Here is a 4054-nt window from a genome sequence, read left to right on the forward strand (position 1 = left end):
AAACAGGGCTATTAAAAGAACAAAGCAGCGCTCTGTTTTTTTAAATGTGAAAGATATTGTGGGTGCGACGGACATTCCTTCTGTAACACTGGTTGCCCCGGCTTATAATGAAGGTTTAACCATAGTAGAAAATGTAAAGTCCCTTTTATCTATTCAGTATCCTTATTATGAATTTATTTTAGTTAACGATGGCAGTAAAGACGACTCCCTGGAGAAGCTTATCAAAGAGTTTGAGCTTGAACCAGGAGATGCAACGTTTATAACCCAACCTATTCCAACTGCTTCCGTCAATTACATTTATAAGAGCAGGAATAAAAAATATACCCACCTTACCGTAATAGATAAAAACAACGGTGGTAGGGCAGATGCCTTAAATGCGGGAATGAATTTTGCCAATAGTGAATTGGTTATTTGTACAGATGCCGATTGTATTATTGAGCAGGATGCTTTATTAAAGATGGTAAGGCCTTATTTAGAAGAAGATGATAAGGAAATAATTGCCTGTGGAGCAGGTATAGGTATAGCCAATGATTCTGTGGTAAAAAATGGTGTTTTAAAGGAGTTGAGGCTACCAGATAATCTTGTGCCTATGGTTCAGGTCGTGGAGTATATACGAGCTTTCTTATTGGGACGAATGGCATGGGGGGAAATCAATGGATTAATGCTGGTGTCAGGTGCTTTTGGAATGTACCCCCTTAAAAGGGTTATTGAAGTAGGAGGTTTTGATGCCAAAATGGTAGGGGAGGATCTGGAATTGTGTATTAGGTTAAGAACACATATGGAAGATCTAAAATTACCTTATAAAGTTGTATATCTGCCGGAAACCCTTTGCTGGACAGAAGCGCCTCCCACATATCAGGTACTAATCAATCAACGTGACAGGTGGTCCAGGGGTTTATGGGAGACTATAAGTATTCATAAGCATCTTTTTTTAAACAGAAAGTATAAGAAAATGGGACTAATTTATTTCCCTTACTGGCTCATTTTTGAATTTGGTGCGCCTCTGGTGGAGTTCCTGGGTATTATTGCAATTGTGGTTTTTGCCGTACTGGGACTTATCAATTGGCCAAATGCTATCCTTATCTATGCATTTATTTACCTCCTGGGTTGTCTCTTTTCTACTGCTGCTGTTTTTATGTATGTAAAAAGCTTTGATCATTATACAAAACCCCGGCAGGTGATAGAGTTGCTCCTGGCATCTTATCTTGAACCTTTTTTGTATCATCCTGTTTTATTGTATGGGCAGATGAAAGGTTACTATAAAAAATTGTTTAAAATAAAATCGGGATGGGGAGTAATGACTAGAAAAGGTTTTAAAATTTCTGAAGACTAAAACCTGTAGCGATACATCAAATTGGCAAGAAGCTGGCTTCCCTGAGTTTCTGAATTTACGTCTTCAAAAAGGTAACCTCCACCTATTTGTATAATATGATGAATCCCCAAAGATTTGTTTATTCCTACATTAAAGTAATAAGCTTCCAGTCCCGGATTGTTTTGTACTAATGTAAAAATAGCCCTTTCATCGGGAGAAATTCCGCTTCCCAATCTCCCGAAGAAGTAATTGTCTGCATTCCCAAAGTAGTACCTAATGTTAAACTGATAATTTTGTACCAGTTGATTGACTCTTTCGGGCCCCAAAAACGTTCTGGCGTTAAGATAAAAGCTGCCGCTATAAGCAGTAATACCTACAATTCCGGTAAAAAAACTACTGTTGTTAAAATTTAAAAGTCTTCCGCCAATTTCAGCTTCAAATATTTGAGCGAAATTGTAAAATAGCGAAGCGCTTCCGCGGAAATCAGGAAAGAGGTCGCCGTTGGAGAAACCTGCATTTATAAAGGCATACGTTCGGTCATTAATTACCGGATAGGCTTCAAGTTCGTACAAGGTTCCCTGGTCGTAAGCCCTGTCTGTATAATTAATCCTTCCAATCACCGCTGTACGATCAATATTATGCTGAAACTCTGCACTTACAGTATGCCATGGATCCCTTCCGTAGTCTTTGCTAAAATTTATTAGCTGATAATTTATAGCAATTTCATTAGAAACAGTCCTGTTTAAGATGGTCTGCAATACATAACGATCGGCACCTGAAATCCCGGTGTCTTCAATACTTTTCAGAGCGATCTCCCGGGCTTCCTGCCTTCTTTTTAACTTAATAAGAAGCTGTGCCTTCTGAATTTTAAAAGAACTTTCATCAGGATAAAATTTCTCCAGTCGCGATAAATAGACCAGCGCTTCCTCTTTGTCTGTAAATCTGTTAATTCGCTGCAAAGCAAGAGGCTTAGTGTCTACATATTGTGGTGCTTCTTTTAGTAAAATATTCAAATCATCATCAGCTTCATTTAAATTATCAAGAGCCCAATTATTTCTTACCTGTAGAATCCTGATGTCATGATATTCCGGAGCAAGTTCTAGGGCACGATTAGTAAGCATTAATGACTTCTGGTATTCCTTCCCTTTGTAAAAATCAAGGGCTTTATAGTAAAGGCTATCGGTATTTTTTTCTGTTATATCCTGGGCACTTATTGTCATTTGGGCAAAGCTCAAAAGAAAAATAAGCGTTAAGAGGTTTTTCATAGTTGGGGATAGTAGAAATGTTCTTAAAAATATCTTCTTTGCGAAAATAGCTAATTTTTAGGTACTGTCTTTATAATGATCCTTAGGAAATGATTTTGTTTCCTGAATAACAAATAACATTCTTCTCTTTTAATATTATATGCTGTCAATGTCTGTTATTCCATAGAATTTTCACCAAATTTTGTTATATTTCAAATTCACAACAAGAATATATGATGGATATAAACGATATAAAAGGAACTACCACTTTAAGTAATGGCATCAAAATGCCAAATTTCGGCCTTGGTGTTTACAAAGCCAAGGATGGGAAAGAAGTAGTCAACGCTATACATGCTGCTTTGGAGCAAGGTTATAGACATGTTGATACGGCAAGTATGTACAAAAATGAAGAGGGGGTTGGTGAGGCAATCAGGTCTGCCGGCATTCCGCGGGAAGAAATTTTTGTAACAACCAAGGTTTGGAATGATGATGAGGGATATGAAAATACTTTAAAATCTTTCGAGCAATCTCTTGAGAAATTACAATTGGACTATATTGATTTATATCTTATCCATTGGCCGACTCCACAGTACCTCGATACCTGGAAGGCACTTGAGGAATTGTACAGGAGTGGCAAAGTTAAAGCCATTGGGGTATGTAATTGCCTGGAGCATCATTTACAGGAGATAATGGATAATTTTGATATTGTTCCTATGGTCCTTCAGAATGAGTTTCATCCAAGACTGGTGCAGCAGTCGCTTCTGGATTTTTGCAAAAAACATGATATACAATATGAAGGATGGTCGCCGTTAATGCGTGGAGCAATATTTGAAATTGACGAATTAAATGACATTGCAGGAAAATATAATAAGAGCATAGCCCAACTGGCCATTAGATGGAGTTTGCAAAAAGGGGCAGTGACAATACCAAAAAGCGTGCATAAAGAAAGGATCATTGAAAATGCCCAGGTTTTTGATTTTGAAATAACTACAGAAGATATGCAGCGCATCGATTCGCTTGATAAGGAAGAACGGACGGGGTATCATCCTGACCATTTTTTAAATCCTTCTTAACGGCAAGTCCTTGTGAAGATTTAAAAACGGAATAAAACTTTCTTTTTCCTTTTGAAATTTGTTCATAAGCCACTTTATTTGCAAATCGTTACGAAGGTTCCAAAATTTTCTTACGTAATATTAATTCCAGAAGGGAATGACATAGCTTGAAAAAGGGACACTTCTGAGCTAAATTATAGATCGGGATGTGGCGCAGTCTGGTAGCGTATACGTCTGGGGGGCGTAGGGTCGCAGGTTCAAATCCTGTCATCCCGACAATTATGATGTCATTATACATCAAATAATAGCTAATCTTATGAAAATCAGTGATTTTCATTTTTTTCTGATATCATAAGATTGGCTTTTATATCAATTCTTGGGTTACCTATTCGGTTACCTAAATTAGTATCAATTTTTTCACTAAATTGGTAATTCATTAGTGTTGA

General features: G+C 37.3%; 3 protein-coding genes and 1 tRNA gene. 3 read left to right on the forward strand and 1 reads right to left on the reverse strand.

The features are described from left to right. A partial coding sequence (locus RM529_RS16175; protein WP_311485781.1) for a glycosyltransferase family 2 protein occupies positions 1-1333 on the forward strand: 1333 nt, incomplete at its 5' end. On the opposite strand, the gene RM529_RS16180 is transcribed toward RM529_RS16175, so the two are convergent. Further along, positions 1330-2577, reverse strand: a complete 1248-nt coding sequence (locus RM529_RS16180) for a YaiO family outer membrane beta-barrel protein (protein WP_311485782.1) — start codon at positions 2575-2577, stop codon at positions 1330-1332. The two genes, RM529_RS16175 and RM529_RS16180, sit on opposite strands and share 4 nt — an antisense overlap. 212 nt (positions 2578-2789) lie before the next feature. On the opposite strand from RM529_RS16180, the gene RM529_RS16185 reads away from it, so the two are divergent. Together RM529_RS16185 and RM529_RS16190 are read left to right on the forward strand one after the other, a co-directional pair. Beyond that, complete coding sequence (locus RM529_RS16185) at positions 2790-3629, forward strand: aldo/keto reductase (RefSeq protein WP_311485783.1); 840 nt, start codon at positions 2790-2792, stop codon at positions 3627-3629. Positions 3630-3810: 181 nt separating this feature from the next. Further along, positions 3811-3884, forward strand: a tRNA-Pro gene (locus RM529_RS16190). Positions 3885-4054 lie beyond the last annotated feature (170 nt).

Source organism: Autumnicola edwardsiae, assembly GCF_031846505.1.
Taxonomy (GTDB): domain Bacteria; phylum Bacteroidota; class Bacteroidia; order Flavobacteriales; family Flavobacteriaceae; genus Autumnicola; species Autumnicola edwardsiae.

Excerpts from the sequence above, each read along its gene's own strand:
- RM529_RS16180 (WP_311485782.1), bottom strand. The coding sequence starts at position 2,577 with ATGAAAAACCTCTTAACGCTTATTTTTCTTTTGAGCTTTGCCCAAATG.
- RM529_RS16185 (WP_311485783.1), top strand. The coding sequence starts at position 2,790 with ATGATGGATATAAACGATATAAAAGGAACTACCACTTTAAGTAATGGC.